This window comes from Streptomyces sp. col6 (assembly GCF_008042035.1).
Taxonomy (GTDB): Bacteria; Actinomycetota; Actinomycetes; order Streptomycetales; family Streptomycetaceae; genus Streptomyces.
Genome location: NZ_RDBL01000027.1, coordinates 189,089 through 212,961, shown reverse-complemented (window position 1 = coordinate 212,961; position 23,873 = coordinate 189,089). Strand labels below are relative to the sequence as shown.

Sequence of the window (23,873 nt, the reverse complement as noted above, 5' to 3'; positions counted from 1 at the left end):
ATGTGTGCGCGATGGTTGTCCTGCTCGATAATCTGCCTCTTCAGTCGGTTGCGTTTGGCGCCGGCCTGGCGGCGACCCTGATCAAGAGGTTGTCGACCAGGGTGCTGACGAAATCCCCGGGACCGGCTCATCGGGTATCAGGAGCTGGTCCTACACGGCCCCTGTGATCGCGATTCCCTCGGGTGCGAGTGCCAGGTCGTTCACTCTGCCGGTGCCTGCGGGCGCCGGGACCCGTTGCCAGGAACGGCCGTTCCAGTGCGCCGGCAGCGCGTGACGAGGGGTGGGCTTGCGTCCAGGCGGCACGGCTACCCAGAGAATGTGCCCACCTGGGCGCGGGGCAGGCGTGCCAGGTCAGCGGAGTTGAGTTGGAGAGTGCGGTCGGCCGATCCGGCACCGCAGTAGACGGACCGGCTCGGGTTGGTGACCGCAGCATCGATCAGGCACGGCACCCCGGGCCGGTGGCTCACCGGAGGCACGCCACCGGGCACCAGGCCCACAGCGGCGAGCAGGCCGGCGTCAGCCGCGCGCAGCAGGGAACGACTCGTGCCCGCAAGAACCGCCGGACGGGCGAAGTCCCCCCGACCCTCCGCCCGCAGCACCACAAGCAACAGCGGGCCGTCGAGGTCGCCTGGTGGGACTGGTAGAAGCCCTGGAGCACCGTCGACAGCAGCCGCTCGCCGGTGCCGAGCGCGTGGGCGCGCCTCCCGGATCTGCGCGGCGGGGACCTTGCAGATGTCCGCCATGTGATCGGGTGTGTACGCGTCGATGCGCTTCTTCAGCTCGTCGAAACCGACGACGTTGCGTTCGAGGTACTCCTGATCGGTCCAGCCGTTCTCCACGATCTCCCGCAGCAGGCCGTTCATCAGGGCGACGTTCGTCCCGGACGCGGGGCCAGATGCACGGTCGCCGCCTGCGCCACCGGCGTGGGGCGGGGGTCGACGCAGACGACGGACCCAGGTGGTTGGTGCCGATGCCCCCCGGGCGATCAGCGTCAGCGTGTGGTACTCCTCCGAGAAGAGCTGCCCCGAGGCGTAGAACCCCACCGCGGACGGCCCCTGCTCCTCCAGCAGCTCCTTCGTGCGACCCACCACCCGATCCATCGCGGTGTCCCAGTCGCTCTCCACCAGCCGCCCGTGCCCGTCGCGCACGAGGGGTCGGGTCAGCCGGTCGGGCGAGCCGTTGGCCTGCCAGCCGAACAGGTCCTTCGGAGCCGGGCGGCCGTGGTTGACCCGGTCCTCGGCCCGGCCTCGCACGCCGACGATTCGGCCGTCCTTCACGGCGATGTCGAGACCGTCCCCGTTGGAGTGCAGGATCGCCGCCGACTGACCCACCGCTCGACCTGATCCGGTGTCACCCCGTCGGCGAGCCGGGTGTCCACCCGTACGGGCCAGGGCTCGCCGGGACCGTAGGGGGGCCGGGTGCCCCAGGGCTGAGCGATGCGGTCCGTCCGTGTCATGCGTACTCCTCAGATCCGGCCGGTGCGGGCGCCGCCGGCGAGAGGCGCCGAGTCGTCCTCGCCGGGTGTCAGGTCGTCCAGCAGGGCCTGGCAGCCGGCCACCAGGCTGCCGAGCGAGGCACCGGTATCGGGACCCGGCCCGCGCAGATGCCGCTTGGCCGCCGCCAGGGCGCGCCGGGCCTCGGCCAGGTGGCCGGCGCGCTTCCCCAGGCATGCGTCGTCCGGCCCTTGCTCCATGATCGTCTCGTCGGCGGCGCAGACCTTCGACGCGGCGGCCAGCACGATGCTCAGGTCCTCCAGAAATGGCCCCGACGGGCGGGGCAGCGCGCGCCGCTCGGACGCGGTCTCCCAGAGCGTCAGCGTGATGGTGAGCAGCTGGTTTCCCACCTGCGCCCAGACGACGTCCCACCGTTCGGAGGGCGAGGGGGTGCTCCGGCGCATCCGGTGGCCGGGGTTGAAGCGGAAGCTCTCCGTCGCCCAGCCGCGCGCCGCGCGGAGGTCCGAGAGCGCGCCGGGCAGTTCCCCGGCGGCCCGGTGCCAGCGCTCCGCCCGCTCCTCGTCGTATTCCTCGACCAGTCCTTCGCTCAGCTCGCGCAGCAGCCGTGAGCAGTCCCTTGGTAGCGCGCACGCGAGGTTCCTGACGTGCAGCGAGTGCACCGGCGGCAGGACGATCGCGTTCACCGCGATCCCGACGACGGCCCCCACCACCGTTTCCAGCAGCCTGTGTCCGACAGCGGACAGCGAGTACGTTCCGTAGGCCAGGACGAACAGGGCGGTGGTGGGTGCGTACAGGCCCTGCTCGCCGACCGGCAGCCAGTTCCCGAGGAGCACGGTGAGCGGCAGGGCGATGAGCATGGCCGTCATGGTGTTGCCGGTGACCGCTGCCGCGCCCGCCGCGAGTAGGGTGCCGGAGGCCATCATCGCGATCAGTTCGACCGCCGAGCGCAGCGACCGGTAGACGGTTCCCTGAACGAGGGCGACGGCGGCCCAGGGAGCCATCAGCGCCATCGGCGCCGCCAGCCACCACCCCGTGAGCGCCCAGGCGAGGGCGGCAGCGGCGGCGGCCTTCAGGGACTGCACCAGTTGGTACCGGTCGGGGAGGCGTGCATCGGAGGTCAGCGCCCCCAGCCGCTCCCGCACAGCCGCCGTTTTCTCACTCCCCAGCACCGACAACCCTCCCTGTACGCGAATGATCCGGGTGAGCCGCGGGTCAGCCCGGCCGCCCCTGGCCCTCCTCCTCGTCCGTGGTGTGCACGGCGGCCTCCTCGGCCGAGGCCGCTCCGCCGTCGATGCCCACGTCGTCGGCGTAGACGTCGGTGCGCCGTCCCGGCAGCTGGTCCGCCGCGCTCAGTCGCCCCGAGCGTGTCTCGCCCTCCTCCGGCTCCGGCGGTCCGCCCTCGCCGTCGTCCAGGTCCCCCGACGGCCTTGCCGTGCCGGAACGCCTCGGTGACCAGGAGCAGGACGCGTGGGTCCACACCGGTGGACCGGGCCCGGTCGTCGCTCTTGGCGTCACGGGCTCCGTAGGCGTCCGGGGCCGGGGCGGGCGCGCTCGCCGGCACGATCGCGTCGAACTCGATCGACCGGGCCGTGGCGAAGGTGCGCTGCACGGTGATCGCGTCGCTCCCGGCACCCAGCTTGCCGCCCGAAGGCGCGATGACCAGGGGGACCACCCCGGCGTCGAGAACCGCGCCATGCGCTTCCCGTACGGCGTCCAGGCCGGTCTCCCCGTCAGTGACGATGCCGACGATCCGCCCGTCGACCGGCCAGGTATGCCCCAGCCGGGACAGGGCAGGACTGGGCTCGGGCGAGGCCAGGGGCTCGGTCGCCTCGGGCGCCGACAGACCCAGCCCCTCGGCGACGTGCGCGCACAGCTCGGGGTCGATGTTGGCGAGCACCTTGAGGCCCCGCTCCTTGACCGCCTGGTCCCAGTACTTACCGAGCTCGAAGGTGTACGCGGCGGTGATGTGTTCCCGCTCCGTGGGCGTCATGCTCAGCCAGAACAACCGTGCCTGGCTGAAGTGGTCGTCGAAGGAGGCCGCCGCGTCACGCACCTTACGGGCCGCCGGGACATCGCCCGGCGCCTCGATGTAGGCACCGGTGTCCGCTCCGGAGGTGAAGGGGCAGCCGCCGTCGAGCGAGTTGGGCCGGTACGGGGCCCCCGGTGCACCGCTGTCTGGTGCATCCCGTCGCGCAGCATGTCGTTGACGGGCGCGTGAGTGCGGTTGATCGGCAGCTGCGCGCAGTTGGGTCCGCCGAGCCGGGTGATCTGGGTGTCGACGTACGAGAAGAGGCGCCCTTGCATCAGCGCGTCGTTGGTGACGTCGATGCCGGGCGCCAGGTGGCCGACGTTGAAAGCGACCTGCTCCGTCTCGGCGACGTAGTTCGACGGGTTGGCGTTCAGCGCCATCAGCCGATCGGGCGGACCGGCGCCAGTTCCTCCGGCACGATCTTCGTCGGGTCCACCAGGTCGATGCCCTCGAACATCTGGTCCTCGGTGTCCAGGAACGTCTGCACAACCAGCTCCCACTGGGGGAAGGCGCCTGCCTCGATCGCGTCGGCCAGGTCACGACGGTGGAAGTCCGGGTCCATGCCCGAGGTGATCTGGGCCTCCTCCCACGCCTGCGAGTGCACGCCCAGCTTCGGCTTCCAGTGGAACTTCACCAGCGTGGTCGCACCCTCGCCGTTGACCAGCCGGAAGGGTTGACGCCGAAGCCCTCCATCATCCGGTAGGAACGCGGGATGCCCCGGTCCGACATGTTCCACAGGGTGTGGTGGGTCGCCTCGGTGTGCAGCGTGACGAAGTCCCAGAAGGTGTCGTGGGCGCTCTGCGCCTGCGGGATCTCCCGGTCCGTGTGCGGCTTGCCCGCGTCGATGATGTCGGGGAACTTGATCGTGTCCTGGATGAAGAACACCCGGGATGTTGTTCCCGACCAGGTCGAAGACGCCCTCGTCGGTAGAACTTCGTCGCGAAGCCCCGGGTGTCGCGCACCGTGTCGGCGGAACCGCGCGAGCCGAGCACGGTGGAGAAGCGGACGAAGACCGGCGTCTCGGCGAGGAACGCGGCCTTCGTGATGCCCGCCGCCGCGCCGTACGGGGGACGACACTGTGTGCGGCGGCACCACGCGCCCTTGTCCTGGTCGGCGCCGGTCGGCTGCCCGGTCGGGCTCACGGTCTTGGGGCCGGGCTGGTCGTGCCTGGGCGGCAGCGGCCCGCGCGGCTTCGTGGGCTCGTCGATCCGGGCGGGTTCGGGACCGGGGCACCGGGGATCTCGTTGTCGCTCACTGGATTCCAACCTCGTGGGGGAGGGGGAGAGGGAGGAACAGCGCCGCGCGGAGTGGTCGCAACGAGCTGGGACGGCATCGCCCGACCACGCGCACCCGCTGATCCACGGGCGGACGCCTCGGTTGGCCCATTCGCATCGGCGACACGTTCCAACGGGCGACGCGGGCCGTCCTCCGGCCGTCCCCGGGCCGTCTGCCGGGGGACGCACCGGGTATACGGGCCCCGTGAAAGCTTCCCGAACCACGCCCGAGAGCCCGGACGCACCGACGAGCCTCAAGAAGGACCTCACCACCTGGCTGCTCTACTTCTTCATCCTCGGAGACGTCCTCGGCGCCGGGGTCTACGTGCTGGTCGGCGAGGTCGCGGCCGATGCCGGCGGCGCCGTCTGGGTGCCCCTCCTGGTGGCGCAGTGCCTGGCCCTGCTGACCGCCGCCTCGTACGCGGAGATGGCCACGAAGTACCCGCGCGCGGGCGGCGCCTCGCACTACGCGACGCTGGCCTACGGGCCCTTCACCGGCTTCCTCGCCGGCTTCTGCATGCTCGCGGCCGGGGTGGTGTCGGTGGCGGCCCTGGCCCGGGGGTTCGCCGGGGACTACCTCTCCGAATTCGTCACGCTCCCGCTGATCCTGGTGACCGTCGTCTTCCTGGTGGCCCTCGCGCTGCTCAACGCCCGGGGCATCAGCGAGTCGACCCGGGCCAACGCCGTCGCCACCGTCATCGAGGTCAGCGGCCTCCTGCTGGTGATCGGACTCGGCTGCTGGATCGTCCTGCGCGGCGACGGGGACCTGGGCCGACTCACCGACCTCGGCACCGAGAGCGAAGGGCCCGTCCTGGCCGTACTGAGCGGCGCGGTCCTCGCGTACTACTCCTTCGTCGGCTTCGAGACCTCCGTCAACGTGGCCGAGGAGACGCGCGACCCCCGCCGCTCCTATCCGAGGGCCCTGTTCGGCGCGCTGCTCACCGCAGGCGCGGTCTACGCCCTGGTCGGCGCCGCCGCCGCGGCCGCCGTGCCGACGGAGAAGCTGGCCGAGTCCAGCGGGCCGCTGCTCGAAGTCGTCCGCACGGCCGGGTCCGTGCCCACCTGGCTGTTCAGCGCCATCGCGCTGGTGGCCGTGGCCAACGGGGCGCTCCTGACCGGCATCATGTCCTCGCGGCTGGCGTATGGCATGGCCCGCGATGGGCTGCTGCCCCGATTCCTGACGTCCGTGCTTCCGCGCCGGCGCACCCCATGGGCGGCGATCGCGGCGACGACCGCCCTCTCGCTGCTGCTCGCGCTGACCGGCGACGTCTCCACGCTCGCCTCGACCTTGGTCCTGCTCCTCCTCGTCGTCTTCTTCCTGGTCAACACGTCGCTGCTCGTGCTCCGCCGCGACCCGGGGCGCCCCGGCCACTTCAGAGCCCCGACGGTGGTGCCCGTCCTCGGTTCCGCCTCCTGCGTCGGGCTCGCGACACAGATCGAAGGCGACGTCTGGCTACGAGGGCTCGTGGTCCTCGCCGTGGGTGGCGCCCTCGGTGCGGTCGCCACGACGCGACTGCGTCGTGTCGACTGAACTGGGCTGCACTACCTCGCCTTGAAGTTCGGGCTCGACCAGGATGTGCCGGGTGCCGTGGCCAGGATGCCTGTCGGTGTAGGGCGCAGTCGGCGGCGGTGACCTGGGCTGCGAGGTAAGTGACGGGCTGACGGTCGGGGTTCGATAATCGTGTCATGACCACCCCTATCAGCCGCGCGGGGCCACGATGGGTTTCGCGCTCCGCCCCGACACTTGGGGGGCCGGTCTCGGCCTCGAAACGGTCCGCCTACTCCTAGGTCTCGGTTTTGAGGAACTCAACCTGCATCGCATCTGGGGAGCACGGTCCCCGCACAACACAGCGTCAGCAAAGACCTTGACCGCCGCCGGGATGGTCGAGGAGGGAATCATGCGCGAGCACATCCTCAAGGCGGGCCAATGGCGCGATTCCGTCGTCCACGCCATCCTCGACCGTGAAGGGAATAACCGATCCGCCTAGGGCCTGTCCGGGCGATCTCCGTAACGCGGTCGACGGGCCTGGACACCTCAATCCGGGACGTTGAGCAAAGCCCGACACCAGGCAGCAGCGTTGTCAGTCCCCGCCGCTATCGTTCGCGCGTTCACGATCATCAGGGAGGGGTGGCTCGATGGGTGCCGGCGGATGGGACTACGTCACCAGGTACGACGGCGATGTCGAAGCGGCCTTGGCGACACTGCAGGCCAAGGTGTTCCAGGAGGAGTACGGCAGTGATGCCCGATACCGAAGCCTGGGGGACCTCTACGAGGACGAGGAGTTCATGGGGACCGAGGGCACCCACACGATCCTCGACATCGACAGGGTTGTTGCCACGGATGACCCGCCGACGAGGTCCGGTATCGCCGACTACGGCACCCTGCGTCCTCTGGCGCTCAGCCGCGTGATGCACCACTTCGGCACAAACCGCCCGCCGGTCGAGCAGTATGAGGAATTCGCCGCTGCTGCCAATGAGGCTGCGAGCCATGAGGAGCACGAGCAAAGCCTGCTCGGCGAGTGCCACATGCGGTGGACCGGTTACTACATCGTCCTCTACTCCGACGACAGGCCGACTCACCTGGGAATCTTCGGTTTCTCAGGAGACTAGGACTGATCCGGAAGAGCATGCGACTGACTCTTGCTGCTGATCGTTCTTATGGACATGAGGCGGGGCGATCTGACGGATGCCGAGTGGGAACGGCTGCGGCCATTCCTTCCGGTCAGTAACGGGCGTTGTGGCAGGTGGCGGGATCACCGGCAGGTGATCGACGGGATTCTGCACCGGGTGCGGACCGGCGTTCAGTGGCGTGACCTGCCCGAACGGTTCGGTCCGTGGAAGACGGTCTATGAACGCCACCGCCTGTGGTCGGCCGACGGGACCTGGGAACGGCTGCTCCAACAGGCGCAGGCCGTGGCCGACGCGGCCGGTGAGATCGTCTGGGACATCTCGGTCGACTCCACCATCGCGCGAGCACATCAGCACGCGGCCGGCGCCCGCACCGAACCGCCGCCGACCTCCGTCTCAAAAGGGGACGCAACGGCAGAACAGCAGCACGAGACGACGTGGTGGGGTCTCGCCGCCCGGCTGGTGGAGGTGGTGCAGGAGGTGAGGGCCTGGGCCGCTCGCGCGACGGGTTCACCACCAAGCTCCACCTGAGCGCGGATGGACGCTGCCGCCCGCTGTCGCTGATTGTTACCCCAGGTCAGCGGACGGACTGCACGCAGTTCATCGCCGTGATGGAGAAGATCCGAGTGCTCAGACTCGGGCCGGGGAGACCGCGCGTGAAGCCGGAAAGCCTTGCTGGCGACAAGGCATGTAGCAAGGGGCCCGTCCGTGATTACCTTCGGCGCCGAGGAATCCGCCACACGATCCCGGAGAAGACCGACAGCCAGGCCGCCCGCCTACGCAAAGGCTCACGCGGAGGACGGCCACCCGGCTTCGACGAGGAGCGGTACAAGAAGCGCAACACCGTCGAGCGGACTATCAACCGCCTGAAACAGTCCCGGGCGGTCGCCACCCGCTACGACAAGCGCGGCAACGTCTACCTCGGCACCGTGACCGCCGCAGCAATCGCCATCTGGCTTCGAACATGATCGACCGAACAGGTCCTAGGCCGTCAGCCCCCGCCCGAGGCGGGCCAGGACGGTGAGTTGGCCGCCACACAGCCGGTGGCCGGGGCTCTTGTAGTTGCCCGGGAACACCGCGAGCGTCACCGATGCTGCGTTCGGCAGCTGTTCGACGCGCCGCCGCCCGAGCGCAGCCGTCCCCTCCCATGCAATTCGCCGCAACAAGGCCTTCATGTCTGAGTACACGCTCATGTGGCGGAACGGCGACGCTTCGTTGAGGTTGCAGGGCCTTCGTCGTGAGGTCGTCGAAGTCGTCTTGAGGCTCGGCGGGTCGTCATGCGGCCGCCGGGGCACTGGCGCGACGGGCCCTTGGGAGCATCAGCGTTGCGCCGGCGGTGGCGAGTAGCCCGGCGGCCGCGAGCAGCATGCTCCAGTGCATGCCCGTGAGGAAGGAGTCCGCTCCGGCCAGCAGGGCGCCGAAGACAGCCACGGCGATCGCACCGCCGACTTGGCGGGCTGTGTTGAGCACGGCGCCGGCTGTTCCCGCCCGGTCGGCGGGTACGGCGTCGAGCAGCATGGCGGTGAGCGCGGGTACCGCGAGTGCGCCGCCGAGGCCGACGGGCACCATCAGCACGGCGACGACCCATACCGAGGTGTGCGTGCCCACGATCAGCAGGGAGAGGAGCCCTGCCGCGCCGATGAGCTGGCCGGCTGCCATGGGGACGCGAGGTCCGTAGCGGGCGGCAAGTCGGGCGGAGGCCAGGTTCACGATCGCGACCAGTGCTGTCATCGGGATGAACATCAGGCCTGCGTGCAGGGAAGTCTGGCCGCGTTCTTGCTGGAGGTAGAGGCTGAAGTTGAATACCCCGCCGTAGTAGGCGGCGTTGAGCATGAAGCCCACCACCAGGGACACCGTCACCACGCGGGTCCGGAACAGTGGCAGCGGCAGCATCGGGTGCGCGCCTCGCGCCTGGGCGACGAGGAAGCCCATGGCCGCAGCGGCGGCCATGGCCAGGGAGGCCACAACTCCGGCGCGGCCGAAGCCTTCGGCTCCCCCTTCGATCACGCCGTACGTCAGCCCGCCCATCGCCAGGACCGCCGTCACCTGTCCGAGCCAGTCCAGTCGCGACGGCAGCCGCCGGGACGCGGGGACCCGAGAGAGGAGAGCCAGTGCCAACACGGCCGCCGGCAGATTGACGTAGAAGATCCACCGCCAGCCGGCGGACGCGGTCAACGCCCCGCCCACCACCGGACCTGCCGCCACGGCAACCGCGCCTCCGACCGTCCAGACGGCGATCGCCCTCGCCCGTTCTGCCTGATCCGGGTAGCCCTGGCGGACCAGTGCCAGCGAAGCCGGCATCATCACCGCGGCTGCGGCGCCCTGCACCAGCCGGGCCGTGACGAGCACCGCGAGCCCGGGCGCCAGCCCACATGCCATGGAGGCCACCGCGAAGAGGACCAGGCCTCCGCCGAACGCCTGCTTCGCCCCGACACGGTCGGACAGTGCGCCCGCGGACAGCATCAGGGCAGCGAACATCAGCGTGTAGCCGTCCACTACCCACTGGAGACCGGACATCCCGACTTCGAGGCTGCGCCCGATGTCGGGCAGGGCCACCGTGACGATCAACGCGTCCAGGGAGATCAGGAAGAAGCCCAACAGGGCGGCACCCAGTACGGCGGGTGAGCCGCCCCTGGCAGTGGCAGTCGCGGACTGTGTGCCGGTGGTCATCAGCCGGCCACCCGCGCGGGCAGCCCCTGATTGCCGTCGCCCCAGGTTGCAGCCATGACTACGGCGTCGATCAGCCAGCGGTCTCCGCTGCGGGTCAGCCCCCAGCGGTAGTCACCGCCGAGTGTCCACAGCGACGCGCCATGGGGCGCTGCCAGACGGTGGGTGGCGTGGAAGGAAGCAGTGCACACAGCCCGGTCACCGTCGAGATCGACGAGGTGGTTGGCGAGCAGATGCTGGGTGGAGTCGTAGCCCGAGAGTGTGGCAGCCCAGCTCCCGGTGATCTCCTTCGGCGTGAGGTGGACCGGCTCACCGCCGTTCAGACTCGTGTAGTCGAGCACGACCTTGTCGGCGAAGAGCGCGTCCAACTTCTCCCATTCACGGCGGTCGGCATAAACAGCCATCCGAGTGCAGGTCTCGGCTACGGCGTACTTGTCAACGAGAGACTCAGCGATTTCGGGCATGGTGGTCATCCTGTTTCTGCGGGTCGAGCGGGCGGCGTTGTTCACAGCGTGCGGGCGAAGTGCTCGGCGGCGGCATCGGCGGCCAGGCGGACCTGGGGTGCCTGGTCGTAGAAGTCGAACTGGGTGCCCTGAGTCCACGAGAACTGTGAGGGACCGGCCAGGCGGCGTGGAAGCGGCGGGCGCCGTCCGGGATCGCGGCGTCCTCACTGTGCACGAGCAGCGTGGGTACGGTCACACGCGAGGCGAGGGCGATGGCGTCGTGGTCGAGCCACTCGGCCCAGGCCATCACGGCGTACCGGTTGGGCCACTGCGGAATCCCGCCCCGCTCCGGATTCAGGTAGAAGTCGATGTCGAAGGGCATGGCCGCTTCCGGGATGTTGCCGCTGACCACCGGCACATAGGTGACCTCACCGGCCTCTTCGTACCGCCGCCTTGCCTCGGCCGCTGCTTCCTTCTTCGTCGCGATGCCCTCCGGGCCGCCGTAGTTCTCCTCGCAGACACGGCGGTCGTGCAGCCACGGAGCGATGAGCGCCAGCGCCCGCACCCGGGTGTCCTGCGCGGCGAAGGCGCTCGCGTACATGGCACCGGCGCAGATACCGAGCACGCCGAGAGTCCCGTCGGCGACGGCCGGGTGGCCGGCGAGGAAGTCGGCCGCAGCGCCCAGATCATCGGCCTTCGCCGCCGGCGACTCGTAGTCACGTGGCTGGCCCTCGGACTCGCCGTAGCCGCTGAAGTCGAAGGAGAGCGCCGCGTAGCCGCGCGCGGCCAGCTCCTGTGCGTAGCGGTCGGCCATCTGTTCCTTGACCGAGGTCCAGGTACCGGCGACCAGCACGCCTGCTGCCGCTGCGGCCGCATCGGCGTCGGGCAGATAGAGATTGCCTGCGAGCTTGCCCTTGGCGCCGACGAAGCTCACCTGTTCACGTACAGGCACGTGTCACTCCTGTGAGAGGGGGAGATGGAATGCCTCCACGCTGGCACCCGAGAGCCCATGGGAACAACACCGCATGTGTAAAAGGAGGTTGAGCTGGACTAAACCTCCGAGCAAAACGGCCGCACGGCTGCCGTGGGAGGTTCCGGGCGGACCGTGGCGCAAGACGGTTCACCGCGCTTCCGGACAGGTGGAAGCGGTGGACCCATCAGGAACGCTGTCCGGTATCGGCTTGGCCACGCCGGACCCCCGTGGTCACCAGGGATTACCGCTCAACGCTCACGTGCTGCGCTACTACACACATCCCGGCGTACGGTTCCTGTCCATGCCACACGCGCCCACAACCGAATGGGCGCTGGTCTGGCTCACCGAAGCCGAGGTGCCAGAAGTGCTGGCATTTGCTGCATTCGTCCGCGAGTACGCCCCTCAGAGCACCCCCGTGATCCGTTCCCCTTGCAGCGCTCAGCCCAGGCACCGGGGTAGGCGACGCGCGCCGGCTGAAGTCGTACGCCTGGGGTACCCGCTTGAACATGCTTGCTCTGATTGCCTACCGCTCGTACCACGGCGCAACGACCATATGGGCCTTTGTGGTTGCCATCCTCATCGTGCTGGTGGCCGGTTGGTACATTCGACGCCGACGGTAGTTGCGACACGCCCAGACCTATCTCACCGGCCCAGTAGGCCAGCCGTTGTGAACGGTAGCGGTGCCGGAGTGGAGCACCGCGTCCGCGGAGCGGCTGGTGGCACGAGTCGCCCAGCGCCCCCCGCAGTACGGGGCGGCCCGATGCGCTGACCCAGGCGCGTCGCTGCCGGGGGTGCCGGTAGCCTCCGTCAGGAGGTGGCGCGACAGCGAGCCGGAAGGCGACGACGCAGTCCGCGCCGATGAGAGGGGCCTGTGTGGAGCGGTACGAGATCGAGACCTTCCTCGCCCTGGCCGATGAGCTGCACTTCGCACGCACTGCCGAGCGCCTGGGAATCACTCCCGGCCGGGTCAGCCAGACGATCAAGGCGCTGGAGCGACGGATCGGTGGCGCGCTGTTCGAGCGCAGCAGCCGTCATGTCAGTCTGACGCCGGTTGGCCGGCAGTTCCGGGACGACCTGGCCCCTGCCCATCAGCGGACGCTGCGTGCCGTGGCCGACGCGAGGGCGGCCTACGGGAGCCTCGGTGACGTGCTCCGTATCGGCTTCACCGCCCCGTGGTCCGGGGAACTCGTCCTGAGGTCCGCCGAGACCCTCCTTGCCCGGTATCCGCGCTGCACCGTCGAGCCCCACGAGGTCGCCTACCACCTCGTCGTCACGGCTTTGTGGGAGCGGCAGATCGACGTAGCGGTCGCGGTGCCGCCCGTCGACCTGGCCGGCATCACCGTGGGACCGGTTCTCTCCCGTGAACGCCTGGCGCTCGTAGTGCCCGCCTCGCACGCCCTGGCACGGCGGGAAACCGTGTCCCTCGAGGACCTGGCCCTCCTGCCCCTTGTCACCGCCTCGGGGATGGCCCAGTTGTGGGGGGACCGGCTGTTCCCTTGCAGCACCCCCCTGGGGCTGCCGGTCGAGCATGGCCCGACCGCGGGCGGCTGGCAGGGCGTGCTCCTGCTCGTCGCGGCGGGCAGAGGCGGCACCGTCGCACCTCTCCGATCGGAGCCCTACCAGGCGCGTTCCGGCCTCGCCTATGTCCCGTTCGAAGATGCCGATCCGGTCGAGTACGCGCTGATGTGGCGGACAGACAACCGTTCCGCCGGGCTGCGCGCCCTGGCCCAGACCGTCGCTGACGAGACCTGATGGTCAGCTGACGCGCTGGCTCGACTCGATCTCCACCACCGGTGAACTGTACAAGTCGGGCTGTCCTATGGCGCGCAGAGCGAGATCGCCAGCGGTCTCGGCGGTGAGATGTCAACGATCGCGGTCGACGGCGTGCGAGATCGTTGCCGTCGGCCCCGGCCGAAGGGAAATCTGTCGTAGCCGCGCGAGTGGCGCGGACGCTCATTTGTGGTGGTGGCTGAGCCAATGGGCGATGTCGGAGATGACGTCGGGGTCGACATGCTGTGGGGTGCTGTAATCGGCGGGGGTGGATGGCCCTGTGCCGGGGAAGAAGAGGTGGTTGTCGGCTTCGTAGACACGTAGATCAGCTTGTGGGTGGCCGGCCAGGCCGGTTCGCCATTGCACCAGGTCATGGTCGATGGTGACCTGGTAGTCACGGCCTCCTTGGAGGATAAGCATCGGCTTGTCCAGTTCGGCGGCGATCGTGACCGGGTCGTAGTCACGTAGTTCGAGCCAGTAGGGCGCCGACAGGCCGAAGGGGAGATCGGCTGCTGGGGTTGACGGCGTGAGTTCCGCACTGTCGACCAGGGCGGCCTGCCGTTGGAAGGTCTCGATGACCGCAGGTGGGATCTGGTCGGGAAGTACTGTGGCGAGGTAGCTGACGACGCGGACAGCGGCGTGGTGCATTGGCTGCGTGTCACCGGCCATGATCACCAGGCCCGCCACGGTGGGGGCGGCGACGGCGACGGCGGGGGCGACCTTGCCGCCCATGCTGTGGCCGAGGACGTAGACCCGCTCGGGGTCAACCGAGGCGTGGGTGCGGAGCAGATCGACCGCGTCGACGGCATGCGGCACGTATTCTTGCGTCATCGTCAGGTCCGATACAGCGGCCACATCGCGGTGCACATACGTCGCCTTGTCGAAGCGCAGCACGGTCGTCCCGCGACTGACGAGCCCCCAGGCCAAATCCTTGAGCGGTTTGTTCGGCCCGCTGGTCTCGTCGCGGTCGAACGGTCCACCACCGGCGAGAAGGACCACGCCGGGGCCGGGCCCCTGCCTGCTGGGGACACTCATCGTGCCGGGCACGGCGAGTGGACCGTCTCCGACGGTGACTTCGTGCTCGCTGAAGCTGCCAAGCTCGGCATACGGCGGTGGCGTCCACGCGAGTTCTGAGCCGGTCATAGGCTCCGTCGCTGCCTTCTCGGGCATCCCATCACAACCTTTCTCAACTTATGCGAACGGTAGCATGACGTGAGATCATTGCGGGATGGATGCCTTCGAACTCTTGGCGCACCCCGTGCGGTTGCGAGTGGTTCATGCGATGCGCGGCGGCAGGGAACTGACCACAGCCGACCTGTGCGACCGGATCCGGGACGTCTCCAAGGCCACGGTCTACCGCCACGTCGACCTACTCACGGCCGGCGGGGTCCTGGAAGTCGCCCAGGAACGGCGCGTGCGCGGCGCGGTAGAGCGCCACTACCGTCTGCGCCGCGAGCGCGCGGGAATCGACCCGGCAACGGCCAATGCCCTCTCGCTCAAGGACCACCGCAGCGCCTTCGCTGCCGCTATGGCGGTCCTGACCGCCGAATTCACCGCATACCTCGGCCGCGACACGGCCGACCCGGTAGCCGACCTCGTTGGCTACAGACAGCACGCCATCTGGCTCAATGCTGATGAACTGCACAACATCATCGACGGGATGCGACGGGCAATCGCCCCTGGCCTGGCCAATGAGCCATCACCCGGCCGCACGCAGTACCTGATCAGCCCGATCCTCTTCCCCGTCGAAGTGCCGCCGACCGATACCGACAACACCGCCGCAGACAGTCGAACTCAAGGGCCCGGCGTCTGAGCAAGGCCCATCACCGTACTTGCGCTGCCCGCCCGTTCCCCCGCCCAGATCGCGGTCTCATGTGCAACGAGGATGGTCGGCGGTGGTGACTGGCCTGGGCCTCTGATGACGGCGGCGCCAAGCGCTCCAGCGGAGCTCGTGGGCTGCATCGCGCGCAAGCCCGTCGGCCGACGCCGCGCACAGTCGCTGGAACGTGTCGCGAGTGAGCGGGATCTATGCCGTTTTTTCGGATCATCTCGCCGGCCATATGAAGATGGCTGCGATGTGGAGTCCGGCGAGGCAGAGGGTGGCGTCTTGCTACCGCCACCCTCCAGCACGTCCGCGCACGGAGAGAGGTACTGGGCGGGAGACGTGCTCCTGGCGCAAGGGCCTCATACTCGGGGCGTTTCCGTGACGCTGTTGTGAAATGCCGACGCGGCGGCATGGTCGTCCCTTTCCAGCGGTTGCTGAGGAGTCAGGAAAGGACGGACCGAGGCGAAGGACGTGGCGAGCTGGTCGAGCAAGGGCACTGCGGAGGGGTGGGGGGCACGGCGTGGTGTGATCGCGTAGATGCCACGAGTTGGAGGATCGACGAGAGGCATGGTGGTGATGCCGGTCCGGAGCGCGCCCCTCAGTACACCGGGTATTAGCGCGATGGCATGACCGGTCGCGACCAAGGCCATTTTGCCGGCCAGATCGGCTGCGGTGAGGTCGATGCGGGCGCTGACTCCGGCACGGGCGGCGTGTTGGCGCAGGAGCGCCGCCGAGCCGTCGTTGTCCTCGACCCAGATCTGGCCGGCCAGCGTCCGGATGTGCACCGGGCCGCACCCGGCCTGCGGGTGGCCGACCGGCAGAGCGACAACCATGCCGTCCAGCCCGAGGAACCGGCGTTCGACCCGGTGGTCATGGGGCAGCCCCGGCGGTGCATCGGTGACAACAGCAATGTCGAGATCGCCGGCGATCACGCGGTTGTGCAGTTGCGCGCTCAGATCCGGCAGCAGGTTCCACCGGATGGATCCAGCTCGCTCGAGCAGCCCACGGATGGCCTCGGGAACGATCCCTGCAGCCAGAGACGGTGTCGCGCCAACAGCAAGCGGCCGATTGCACGCCCCGTCACGAACCTCTCGTACGGCACGAACAGCGCGGTCGGCCTCGTTGAGCGTGGCTACCGCGTGGCGCCGGAACACTTCGCCGGCAGGCGTAGGACACACACCGCGCGCATGGCGTTCAACCAGAGGCACGCCGAGCTGCCGCTCCAGCCCTGCGATCTGCCGTGAGACTGCCGACTGCGTGTGCTTGAGCTCAGCGGCCGCAGCCGACAATGACCCGAGTCGGCACACGGTCACGAAGGTGCGCCACACCATCAGTTCCATGGCGCCAGTATGCCCGCCTGGCATGCGCCTTCCGCATGGCTGACCTGCACAATATGCGCTTGTCGCAGCCTTCCTGGTGCACCACAGTGGCGTGCATGACCACACCACACACGATCGCCGTCCTCGGCTTGGGGCGCATGGGTCGCGCGATCGCGACTCGACTCACTGCCCAGAGCCGGGACGTCGTGGGCTGGACACGCTCACGGCTCACATCGGGCGCCTTCAAGACGATCGGCGATCCGCATGAGGCAGTGGCTGGGGCCGATCTCGTGCTCCTGGCGTTGTTCGACGGTCCGGCCTGCCAGCAGGTCCTCGACGACGTCCGTGACTCGCTGCGACCGGACACGATGGTGCTGAACACCAGCACCATCGCCCCTGCCGAGGCGACGAATCTGGCCCGGCAATTCGGCCCGTCCTATGTCCACGCCCCCGTGCTCGGTTCCGTGCCGGCTGCCACTGCGGGCACACTGCAGATTCTCGCCGCCGCCGACCAAGACGCGCTCGATCGAGCAAGACCGGTTCTGGAATCCCTCGGCACCGTGCGGCGCGTCGACGACGCCTCCACCGCCGCCGCGCTCAAGTTGATCGCCAACAACAGCCTCGCCGGTGCTGTCCTCGCACTGCGCGACTCACTTCGGCAGGCAGACTCCCTCGGCGTGCCGCGCACTTCGGTGCTGGATGTCCTCGAACTCGGCCAGCTCGGAGGGCTCGTGGCCCGCAAACGCCCTTTCCTTGATGGCAAGCCACCCGTCGGCACTGCCGACTTCACGATTGGTGCGCTGGCCAAGGACATGGCTCTGCTGGCCGACGCGTCGAACACGCCTCTGCGCAGCGCCGCCGGTCTGGCTGACACCCCTGCCGCCCCCGAGTCCGACATTGCCATGGCCGCCACGGTCCCAGCTGTGTCGGACGCCGTTCTTGACCCGCTCCGCGCCTATATTCGTGGGCACGCCACCGGCGAGCCCACGCACTTCCGCGACGCGTTCCTGCCCACAGCCCACATCGAGGGAATCCGGGGCGGCGCTTTCGTCTCGTGGCCTCTGGACGAATACTGCGCTCTCTTCCACGGCCAGCCGGCCCCGGACGAACCCACCCGCTCTCGCCGGATCGACACCGTCGACGTCCACGGCGCCATCGCGACCGCCACCATGACGCTCCAGCACGGCGCGGACACCTTCACCGACATCTTCCTGCTGATTCGCGCTGACGGCAGTTGGCGCATCGCCAACAAGGCTTATCACCGACACTCATGAGAGAGCGAGAAGCTCTCCGTCACCCCCTTCAGTATGGCGCCCAAGTCACGTGCTCATTGCGAGCACGGGCAACGCCTCCGAGCCGCTCAAGGCCCGCAAGGTGATCGGCGCACGGCCTTCGATATCTACAACACCGCCGTGCCGGGCGACCTCAACGGTGACGGCACGGCCGACCTGATCGGCGTCAACGGCTACGGCGACCTGTACCGCTACACCTCCACCGGCACGGGTTCGATCAGCCCGCGGGTGCAGATCGCGACAAACGGAACATCTATGGGGCGATCTCCTGAGCCGCCCACGCACCCGGCCGGGTACGCACGAAGCGTCCCACCCCGTTCGGGCGGGTGCTTCACCCCGTGGGCCCGTCTCCACCCGCATCACCGGTCGGCCTCCTCGCTCTGAGGGCTCCACGCCTGCGAACTCAGTGGTCAGCGAGGGCGCTTCAATGAACTGCGCCGCCAGTGCCGCTACGTGACCTTCCGTCACCTCCGATGTGCTTGCCATCAACGGAGTTGGCGGGGGTAGGTGGACGGCGCGCCATCACCACCGCGGGGTGAAGTGCCCCCGGGGACCGCGTTCCTCGTCCCGGCTCCGTACACGTCGGGCTGGACACCGTGCACTCATCAGAGGAGAACCAGTGCTCTCACGTCGTCACAGAGTCGGCACCAGCACCGATGCCCAGGCCGTGGCGGGTACTGTCACCCGGCCGCGCGCCCGCTCCGCCGTGCGCATTTGGGGCACTGCCGCCCTCACCGTCGCGTTGCTGACCCCGGCGGCTGCCGCCGCTGGTGACCCATCCGGTGCAGCTGCCGGGGTGGTCCGATGGGCCACCGCCGCTCAGCCCCGCGCTGTCTCCGCCGTCCTGCCGCTCGACGATTACGGCGACATGGTCGTTGACGCCGTCCACGGCCGCCTCTACTTCAGTGACCCCGCGCGCGGGGCGGTCGTCGTCACCGCTTTCGACGGCGTGGTGCTGAAGCAGGTGACGGGCCTGTCCGGAGCGGCGCAGTTGGCCCTGTCGAAGGATGCCGCCACCCTCTACGCGGCCCTGCCCGATGCGGACACCGTCGCGGCCATCAGCACCACCACCCACGAGGTCGTCGCAAGGTATGCCACTGGCGTCGGCACGGCTCCGCGCACCCTCGCGGTCAGCGGTGAGCGCCTGTGGTTCGGCTACGGTGCCGAGGGCGCCGGCGACATCGGCTCGGTCGACCTCACCACGGCGCGCCCAGTCGTCACCCTGGGCCAGGCCACCGGCGACGGCTGGTACTCCGCACCCGCACTGGCCACCTCCGCGGCCGCCCCCGGTGTCCTGGTCGCCGGTGAGCGGGATGTCAGCCCAGCCACCTTCGCCGTGTACGACGTACACACCGCCACCGCGAGCCGCACGGCCGAACGACGGCTTCCCGACGCCGGCGACACCCGGGACCTGGCCTTCAGCGCCGACGGCAAGAACGTCATCCTGGCCACTGGCAGCCCCTACTACCACCAGGTGCTGCGTACCTCCGACCTCGCCGACGCGGGCCGCTACCCGGCCGCGGCCTACCCCAACGCGGTGGCCGTCGCCGCCGACGGAGCCGTCGCTGCAGGGGTGGACAGCAGCCACGGTTCGGACGTCTTCATGTTCAAGCCGGGCGCCCGTGTCTCGCACGGCGTCTTCGAGTTCGCTTCCGGTGACTCCTCCCCGCTGCTGCTGCCGGCCGGCCTCGGCTGGGCGCCGGACAACCGCCGCCTCTTCGCCGTCACCCGGGAAACACGCCAGGGCGCACCGGTCGTCCTGCGCGTACTGACCACTCCCGGCAAGGCCGCCACCGAGACCGTACTGCACATACCCTCCACCACCCCCTCAGGCACTCGCTCCCTGACCGGCCGTCTCGCCTCCGACCTGCCCTTTCCGGCTGGTACCACCGTCACCCTCACCCGCCTGGACCCCGACGCCACGAAGCCGGTGAAGCTCCCGCCCACCACTCTTGCCGCGGACGAGACCTTCGCCCTCACTGACCGCGCTACCACCCGCGGCTACATCACCTACACCGCGTCGTTCACCGGTGACGCCCTCCATCTGCCGTCCAGCACCAGCATCGAGGTCTACATCCGCTGACCCCCACCCCCACTCCCCGCGTGCCCCAGGACCACTCAGGTCGGGGACCCGGAATCGCTGCACAGTCAGCTCGGGCCAGGGCGTCCCCCCCCGCACACCGCCGGGGCCCGTCCACGGAAGACGCTCCGTTAGGTGCGTGCATCGGTGCGGCGCGCGGGGGGACGCGCGCCGGCGCTGGTGACGCTTCCGCGAACGCTTCCCTCCGGACAGCATCAGGCGGCAGACTCACCCTCACAGCCTTCGTCGTGGTCACGTGCACCTTGGTCGGAGCACATGATCAGACGAAGGCCGCCCCTACGTCCGGAGAATCCCCAGGTGAGCAACTCAGCTCGACGGAGAATTCGAGCGCAGTAAGACGACCTGCGGGATGACTACACCCCGGACTTCGGCTCGGCCCTGAGGTAACGACCCCAAATCCGGGCCTTGCGATAGGGGCCGCCCCCGCCGCTGTCGTACTGCGGCGTGTCGAAGGTGACCCAATACAGCAACTCGCCATCGAGGGCGTCGGCATGCTCGTTGGGTTCGGGCGCACCCATGGCATCGATCGTTCCAGCGAACTCGACCTGCCAGGGACCGTCCCAGTCCTGGGCGCGGACGACGGTGACGCGACTGTTCGGCCCCAGTGCACCCGCTGGCCATGTCTGACTCAAGGGACGACGGAGGATGCGCTCCACCGCCTCGCGGTCATCAACATCCGACGGGACCGATCCAGAACTCTCTGACATGCCGCCCACTCTGCCCGCACCACTTCCGGCAACGCCAGAAGATAAAGAACAAGCTAAGGGTTGTCCCGTTAAGGATCTTGGAGTAGCCAGACGTCGCGGGCCACCGTGCCGCGTGCGATCTATCCGGCGACGGCGAAATTGTCTAGACAGGCTATGCCGAGCATGGCGTGGTGGACGCCGTCGACTTCGAGGCGGCAGTTGCGGAGTTCCTTCCAGGTCTTCATGCGGGTGAAGACGTGTTCGGCGCGGGCACGGACCTGCTTGCGGGACTTGTTGCGTGCCTCTTTCCAGGCCGGCAGTTCGGTCTGGCCGCGCTTGCGACGGTGCGGGATGACGAGCCCGGCGCCCGGGAGCCGTCGTCGGCGACCGTGAGAGTGTTGCCCACGGCGACCTTGGCGCCGGATTCCTCCCAGGCCTTGCAGTCGTTGCGGTTCCCGGCGAGGGGCCGGCCGACCACGACGACCATGCGGGTGTCGGGTCGATGACGACCTCCACATGGATGGACGCGCAGCAGCCAACCGCACCCTAGGGGCTGCTGGACGCTGGGCGTAGTTCTCCCCCTTGCACCGGGAGGCGGGACCGACCGTTGCGGCTCAGCCGGTCCGGTAGCACGCGTAGACCAGTCCGCTGTCGAACGCGCGCTTCTCGACCGGGTCGAGATCGAGGCGTAGGCCGTCGGGGCAAGAACCGCTTGCCGCCGCCGACTACGCTCGTGGTGATGAACAGGTGGTACTCGTCCACCAGCCCGGCCGTGATCGCCTGGGCCGCGAGGTTGGGGCCGTCGACGGTGATGTCGTGATCGGCCGAGGCCTTGAGATCACGCACCGCCTCCGGGTCGAAGGTGCGCTCGATCCGGGTCTTCGCGCTGGACACCGACTCAAGGGTCGTGGAGGACACGATTTTCTCCGCGGCCTGCCAGTCGCGGGCGTACTGCAGGATGTGCGGCGGCTGGCCGGGTTCGGCCTGCGCGGTTTCCCAGTAGGCCATCGTCTCGTACATCCGCCGGCCGTGGAGCTACGTGCCGACGGGGCGGAAGAGGTCGTTGATGAAGGTGTGCACCTCCGGGTCGTCGGCCCCGGTGCCGAGGCCGCCCTCCGCCTCAACGTAGCCGTCGAGCGAGGTGACCATTGAATAGATGAGCTTTGCCATGCTGTTCCTTCGGTCCGAGTGCATCAGCCTGTGAGCGGTCCTATGTTGCTGACCCCCGCGCCCCCCGGAACTCATCGACCGACCGCCGGCCCGCCCTGCACAGACGGAGCACGCAACGGCCGACGGGCCTGGACTCCCGGACGCGATCGCCTACTCCAGGCCGAAGGCGTCCGCCAGCATGCCGTTCTGGGCAGCGAGCAGGATCTCCCCGTCGTGGCCCATGCCGGCGAACTGCCCGGCCACCTCCAGGCCCACCGCCCCGTGCAACTGCGCCCATGCCAGCACCGCACCGGCCAGGGCAACGGCCGAGGCCCTGACGTCTCCCGTGGCGTCGGGCACATATTCCGCCACCCAGGACCCCACGCCGGCGTCCGTCTCCAGCCACGCCACCATCCGGTCCACCATCGCGGCCGTGCCAGCTCCCGGGGAGCCGCTCGTGAAGACCGGCAGGAAAGGCCCGAGCACGGCGCGCGCGCGTTCCAGGGTGTCGTCGGGGGCCACATACCCTGGCACCGGAGAGCCCTGGATCAGCAGATAACGGTGCGGCTCGGAGACCGCCCAGGCACGGTAGGCCCCGGCCAGCACGCGCAGCCGCTCGCGCGGGCTCCGGTCGCGCGCTGTGGCCGCGGCCTCGCCGATCGCCGTTGCGGCGTCGTCGTACGCGTCCCTGATCAGGGCGCTCAGCAGGTCGTCGCGGTTGGCGAAGTAGCGGTAGAGGGCGGGGCCCGAGAGTCCCAGCGCCTTGGCGATCCGTGTGAGCGCGAGCGTCCCCACACCACCATCGGCGAGCTGGCGCAGCGCGACTTCCTTGATCTCCGCCCGGGTCTGCTCCCGGTATCTGGCCCTCGGCCCCTGCTGCGTCTCTGCCATTCCCGGTCCTCTTGCTAGACAGGCTCACTTCAGTTACAGAGTCTAACAAAAGCTGTTGCGATGTACCGTCGCAACAGTTACAGTCCATAACGAAAGCAATGGTCAATCATCACCACTCCGGGAGTCCTCATGACCACAGCACGCGATCTCCACGTAGTCCTCGGCTCCGGCCCCGCCGGCACCGCGCTCGCGACGGAGCTGGCAGGCCGGGGCCACCGGGTCCGACTGGTGGACCGGAGCGGCGACGGCGACGCCCCGGACGGGGTCCAGCGGTTCGCCGCCGACGTGTCGACCGCGGAAGGAGCGCAGGCCGCGCTCGACGGGGCGGCGGTTTCCTACCACTGCTTGAACGTCGGCTATCACCTGCAGGTCGAGGTCATGCCGCGCATCCAACGGTCCATCCTCTCGGCGGCCGAGGCTGCCGGCGCGCGCCTCGTCGTCCTCGACACGCTCTACCCGTACGGCGAGACACACGGCGCGGTGATGACCGAGGACACCCCCTGGAACGCGACCTCCCGCAAGGGCCGCATGCGCGCGGAGCTCGACGCCCGCTACCTCGCCGCCCACGACGAGGGCCGGCTGCGCGTCGTGCTGGGCCGGTCGGCCGACTTCGTCGGCCCCGGAGTCCTCAACTCCACGCTCGGCGGCGCGGTGTTCCCGAACGCGCTGACCGGGGAAGAGGTCCCAGTACTCGGCGACATCGACCTGCCGCACAGCTACACGTACATCGGGGACGTGGCGGCAGGCCTTGCGACGCTCGGCGAAAACCCGGACGGTGACGGCCGAGTCTGGCACCTGCCCACGGCACCCGCGCTCACCACCCGACAGATCATGGACCTGGTGGCGCAGCGCATCGGCCGCCCCCTGAACCTCACCGTCATAGCCGAGCCGCGCCCGTACGGCCCGTTCGACGAGGTGTTCATGGCGGAGTACGCCGAGATGTTCTACCAGCACACGGAGGCGCAGATCGTCGACTCCACGGCCATCGAGAAGGCGTACGGCCTCGCTCCGAACCCGATGCCGACCACGGTCGACGCCACGCTCACCTGGTACGGAGAACTGCTCGCCGCGCACTGAACCCGGCCCGGTCCGGACGAGGGCGACAGCCGCCAGGTTCGACAACGCCGAGATGATGCCTCATCCAGGAAACCGTGTCGCTGCGTACGTGGTGCCCAGAGGCCGAAGAGCACCGCCAGCAGAGGTGCCGGCCGGACCGTCTCCTTCTCCTGGCCAGTGGCCGTCGCGCAGCCCGTCCGCACCCCGACAGCCGGCACCGCGGCGACGACGACCTTCCCGATTCGCTCAGCCGACCACGACGAGTCACCCCGCACCGCCGCGATCAGGGAGACCGTCGAGGATACTGGCCTCGCCC

16 protein-coding genes and 7 pseudogenes are annotated in these 23,873 nt (G+C 69.2%); 9 read left to right on the top strand and 14 right to left on the bottom strand.

The features are described 5' to 3' along the window. Window positions 1–305: 305 nt before the first annotated feature. The 5 genes and pseudogenes from EAO73_RS36890 to EAO73_RS28135 form a co-directional block, all read right to left on the bottom strand. A pseudogene (locus EAO73_RS36890) lies at window positions 306–557 on the bottom strand (YbaK/EbsC family protein); the annotation flags it as partial. Between the two features lie 56 nt (window positions 558–613). Next, window positions 614–1,456, bottom strand: a pseudogene (locus EAO73_RS28150) (molybdopterin-dependent oxidoreductase); the annotation flags it as partial. Between the two features lie 9 nt (window positions 1,457–1,465). Then, window positions 1,466–2,623, bottom strand: coding sequence for an aromatic acid exporter family protein (locus EAO73_RS28145; protein ID WP_224756495.1), 1,158 nt, complete (start codon window positions 2,621–2,623; stop codon window positions 1,466–1,468). A 43-nt stretch (window positions 2,624–2,666) separates the two neighbouring features. Further along, a pseudogene (locus EAO73_RS36885) lies at window positions 2,667–2,873 on the bottom strand (DUF5709 domain-containing protein); the annotation flags it as partial. Beyond that, window positions 2,779–4,748 (bottom strand): annotated as a pseudogene (locus EAO73_RS28135) (catalase); the annotation flags it as partial. The pseudogenes EAO73_RS28135 and EAO73_RS36885, both read right to left, overlap by 95 nt. 214 nt (window positions 4,749–4,962) lie before the next feature. Here EAO73_RS28135 and EAO73_RS28130 point away from each other — a divergent pair. The 4 genes and pseudogenes from EAO73_RS28130 to EAO73_RS28115 all read left to right on the top strand — a co-directional run bounded on the left by EAO73_RS28130 (window position 4,963) and on the right by EAO73_RS28115 (window position 8,353). Beyond that, entirely contained in the window at window positions 4,963–6,288 is a 1,326-nt protein-coding gene (locus tag EAO73_RS28130; RefSeq protein WP_147974330.1) for an APC family permease, read from the top strand. A gap of 163 nt (window positions 6,289–6,451) precedes the next feature. After that, window positions 6,452–6,745 (top strand): annotated as a pseudogene (locus EAO73_RS28125) (GNAT family N-acetyltransferase); the annotation flags it as partial. A gap of 148 nt (window positions 6,746–6,893) precedes the next feature. Further along, window positions 6,894–7,367, top strand: a complete 474-nt coding sequence (locus tag EAO73_RS28120; RefSeq protein WP_147974329.1) for a hypothetical protein — start codon at window positions 6,894–6,896, stop codon at window positions 7,365–7,367. 54 nt (window positions 7,368–7,421) lie between these two features. Then, window positions 7,422–8,353 (top strand): IS5 family transposase gene (locus EAO73_RS28115; RefSeq protein ID WP_412075462.1). Its coding sequence is split into 2 segments (ribosomal slippage): window positions 7,422–7,799 and window positions 7,802–8,353, totalling 930 coding nucleotides; the frame shifts between segments, so codons are not numbered across the junction. 307 nt (window positions 8,354–8,660) lie between these two features. Here the strand turns inward: EAO73_RS28115 and EAO73_RS28105 are convergent. The 3 genes from EAO73_RS28105 to EAO73_RS28095 are packed head-to-tail and all read right to left on the bottom strand — an operon-like array spanning window position 8,661 to window position 11,447. Continuing rightward, the gene (locus EAO73_RS28105; RefSeq protein ID WP_147974327.1) at window positions 8,661–10,055 is read right to left on the bottom strand and encodes an MFS transporter; all 1,395 of its coding nucleotides are present in this window, start codon (window positions 10,053–10,055) and stop codon (window positions 8,661–8,663) included. Further along, the gene (locus EAO73_RS28100) at window positions 10,055–10,516 is read right to left on the bottom strand and encodes a nuclear transport factor 2 family protein (RefSeq protein ID WP_147974326.1); all 462 of its coding nucleotides are present in this window, start codon (window positions 10,514–10,516) and stop codon (window positions 10,055–10,057) included. Before EAO73_RS28100 ends, EAO73_RS28105 begins: the two co-directional genes overlap by 1 nt. After that, the gene (locus EAO73_RS28095) at window positions 10,500–11,447 is read right to left on the bottom strand and encodes an alpha/beta hydrolase (protein ID WP_224756494.1); all 948 of its coding nucleotides are present in this window, start codon (window positions 11,445–11,447) and stop codon (window positions 10,500–10,502) included. Before EAO73_RS28095 ends, EAO73_RS28100 begins: the two co-directional genes overlap by 17 nt. An 894-nt stretch (window positions 11,448–12,341) precedes the next feature. On the opposite strand from EAO73_RS28095, the gene EAO73_RS28085 reads away from it, so the two are divergent. Continuing rightward, complete coding sequence (locus EAO73_RS28085; protein ID WP_147974324.1) at window positions 12,342–13,220, top strand: LysR family transcriptional regulator; 879 nt, start codon at window positions 12,342–12,344, stop codon at window positions 13,218–13,220. A 201-nt stretch (window positions 13,221–13,421) separates the two neighbouring features. Here EAO73_RS28085 and EAO73_RS28080 read toward each other — a convergent pair whose 3' ends face one another. Then, window positions 13,422–14,408 carry an alpha/beta hydrolase family protein gene (locus tag EAO73_RS28080; protein WP_147974323.1) on the bottom strand — a complete coding sequence of 329 codons (987 nt, stop codon included), beginning with the start codon at window positions 14,406–14,408 and terminating at the stop codon, window positions 13,422–13,424. Window positions 14,409–14,466: 58 nt separating this feature from the next. Here EAO73_RS28080 and EAO73_RS28075 point away from each other — a divergent pair, with 58 nt between their 5' ends. After that, window positions 14,467–15,051, top strand: coding sequence for a helix-turn-helix domain-containing protein (locus tag EAO73_RS28075; protein WP_147974322.1), 585 nt, complete (start codon window positions 14,467–14,469; stop codon window positions 15,049–15,051). Window positions 15,052–15,422: 371 nt separating this feature from the next. Here the strand turns inward: EAO73_RS28075 and EAO73_RS28070 are convergent, their stop codons facing one another. Beyond that, window positions 15,423–16,403: a LysR family transcriptional regulator gene (locus tag EAO73_RS28070; RefSeq protein WP_147974321.1), complete on the bottom strand. Its 981-nt coding sequence runs from the start codon at window positions 16,401–16,403 to the stop codon at window positions 15,423–15,425. A gap of 95 nt (window positions 16,404–16,498) precedes the next feature. On the opposite strand from EAO73_RS28070, the gene EAO73_RS28065 reads away from it, so the two are divergent. Continuing rightward, window positions 16,499–17,656: a nuclear transport factor 2 family protein gene (locus EAO73_RS28065; RefSeq protein WP_147974320.1), complete on the top strand. Its 1,158-nt coding sequence runs from the start codon at window positions 16,499–16,501 to the stop codon at window positions 17,654–17,656. An 886-nt stretch (window positions 17,657–18,542) separates the two neighbouring features. Further along, complete coding sequence (locus EAO73_RS28055; RefSeq protein WP_224756493.1) at window positions 18,543–19,757, top strand: YncE family protein; 1,215 nt, start codon at window positions 18,543–18,545, stop codon at window positions 19,755–19,757. 371 nt (window positions 19,758–20,128) lie between these two features. On the opposite strand, the gene EAO73_RS28045 is transcribed toward EAO73_RS28055, so the two are convergent. The 4 genes and pseudogenes from EAO73_RS28045 to EAO73_RS28030 all read right to left on the bottom strand — a co-directional run bounded on the left by EAO73_RS28045 (window position 20,129) and on the right by EAO73_RS28030 (window position 22,501). Beyond that, window positions 20,129–20,482, bottom strand: a complete 354-nt coding sequence (locus tag EAO73_RS28045) for a ferrous iron transport protein A (protein ID WP_224756492.1) — start codon at window positions 20,480–20,482, stop codon at window positions 20,129–20,131. A gap of 119 nt (window positions 20,483–20,601) precedes the next feature. Then, window positions 20,602–20,974 (bottom strand): annotated as a pseudogene (locus EAO73_RS28040) (transposase); the annotation flags it as partial. A gap of 101 nt (window positions 20,975–21,075) precedes the next feature. After that, window positions 21,076–21,631: pseudogene (locus EAO73_RS28035) on the bottom strand (dihydrofolate reductase family protein). Between the two features lie 150 nt (window positions 21,632–21,781). Further along, window positions 21,782–22,501: a TetR/AcrR family transcriptional regulator gene (locus EAO73_RS28030; protein ID WP_147974317.1), complete on the bottom strand. Its 720-nt coding sequence runs from the start codon at window positions 22,499–22,501 to the stop codon at window positions 21,782–21,784. 129 nt (window positions 22,502–22,630) lie between these two features. Between EAO73_RS28030 and EAO73_RS28025 the strand changes: the two genes are divergently transcribed. Next, window positions 22,631–23,578 carry an NAD-dependent epimerase/dehydratase family protein gene (locus EAO73_RS28025; protein WP_147974316.1) on the top strand — a complete coding sequence of 316 codons (948 nt, stop codon included), beginning with the start codon at window positions 22,631–22,633 and terminating at the stop codon, window positions 23,576–23,578. The last annotated feature ends 295 nt before the right edge of the window (window positions 23,579–23,873 follow it).

Coding starts and splice junctions, on each gene's coding strand:
- EAO73_RS28120 (WP_147974329.1), top strand. CDS start 6,894: ATGGGTGCCGGCGGATGGGACTACGTCACCAGGTACGACGGCGATGTC.
- EAO73_RS28105 (WP_147974327.1), bottom strand. CDS start 10,055: ATGACCACCGGCACACAGTCCGCGACTGCCACTGCCAGGGGCGGCTCA.
- EAO73_RS28100 (WP_147974326.1), bottom strand. CDS start 10,516: ATGCCCGAAATCGCTGAGTCTCTCGTTGACAAGTACGCCGTAGCCGAG.
- EAO73_RS28080 (WP_147974323.1), bottom strand. CDS start 14,408: ATGCCCGAGAAGGCAGCGACGGAGCCTATGACCGGCTCAGAACTCGCG.
- EAO73_RS28075 (WP_147974322.1), top strand. CDS start 14,467: ATGGATGCCTTCGAACTCTTGGCGCACCCCGTGCGGTTGCGAGTGGTT.
- EAO73_RS28070 (WP_147974321.1), bottom strand. CDS start 16,403: ATGGAACTGATGGTGTGGCGCACCTTCGTGACCGTGTGCCGACTCGGG.
- EAO73_RS28065 (WP_147974320.1), top strand. CDS start 16,499: ATGACCACACCACACACGATCGCCGTCCTCGGCTTGGGGCGCATGGGT.
- EAO73_RS28055 (WP_224756493.1), top strand. CDS start 18,543: ATGGTCGTTGACGCCGTCCACGGCCGCCTCTACTTCAGTGACCCCGCG.
- EAO73_RS28045 (WP_224756492.1), bottom strand. CDS start 20,482: ATGTCAGAGAGTTCTGGATCGGTCCCGTCGGATGTTGATGACCGCGAG.
- EAO73_RS28030 (WP_147974317.1), bottom strand. CDS start 22,501: ATGGCAGAGACGCAGCAGGGGCCGAGGGCCAGATACCGGGAGCAGACC.
- EAO73_RS28025 (WP_147974316.1), top strand. CDS start 22,631: ATGACCACAGCACGCGATCTCCACGTAGTCCTCGGCTCCGGCCCCGCC.